The sequence below is a fragment of the uncultured Arthrobacter sp. genome (genome assembly GCF_947495145.1).
Classification (GTDB): domain Bacteria; phylum Actinomycetota; class Actinomycetes; order Actinomycetales; family Micrococcaceae; genus Arthrobacter_D.
The window spans coordinates 1-963 of the sequence record NZ_CANLXP010000051.1 but is presented as its reverse complement, the minus strand read 5'-3'; the positions used below and the strand labels follow the sequence as shown (position 1 = coordinate 963).

Annotated in this window: 1 rRNA gene; it reads left to right on the top strand. The window is 55.8% G+C overall.

From position 1 onward, the window contains the following. Positions 1–90 precede the first annotated feature (90 nt). Positions 91–963: ribosomal RNA gene (locus Q0877_RS17060) — 16S ribosomal RNA — on the top strand; the annotation flags it as partial.

The window sequence follows — 963 nt, the reverse complement described above, 5'->3', positions numbered from 1 at the left end:
GTGTGTGGTGGCTGGTTTTTTGGCTGGTTTCGAATTTTGTGCAGCATGGATCCTTCTTTTTCCGGGGGGTTTGTGTTGTGTTCGTAGTTTTTTACGGAGAGTTTGATCCTGGCTCAGGATGAACGCTGGCGGCGTGCTTAACACATGCAAGTCGAACGATGATCTCCAGCTTGCTGGGGGGATTAGTGGCGAACGGGTGAGTAACACGTGAGTAACCTGCCCTTGACTCTGGGATAAGCCTGGGAAACTGGGTCTAATACTGGATATGACCTTCCATCGCATGGTGGTTGGTGGAAAGCTTTTGTGGTTTTGGATGGACTCGCGGCCTATCAGCTTGTTGGTGGGGTAATGGCCTACCAAGGCGACGACGGGTAGCCGGCCTGAGAGGGTGGACGGCCACACTGGGACTGAGACACGGCCCAGACTCCTACGGGAGGCAGCAGTGGGGAATATTGCACAATGGGCGCAAGCCTGATGCAGCGACGCCGCGTGAGGGATGAAGGCCTTCGGGTTGTAAACCTCTTTCAGTAGGGAAGAAGCGAAAGTGACGGTACCTGCAGAAGAAGCGCCGGCTAACTACGTGCCAGCAGCCGCGGTAATACGTAGGGCGCAAGCGTTATCCGGAATTATTGGGCGTAAAGAGCTCGTAGGCGGTTTGTCGCGTCTGCCGTGAAAGTCCGGGGCTTAACCCCGGATCTGCGGTGGGTACGGGCAGACTTGAGTGATGTAGGGGAGACTGGAATTCCTGGTGTAGCGGTGAAATGCGCAGATATCAGGAGGAACACCGATGGCGAAGGCAGGTCTCTGGGCATTAACTGACGCTGAGGAGCGAAAGCATGGGGAGCGAACAGGATTAGATACCCTGGTAGTCCATGCCGTAAACGTTGGGCACTAGGTGTGGGGGACATTCCACGTTTTCCGCGCCGTAGCTAACGCATTAAGTGCCCCGCCTGGGGAGTACGG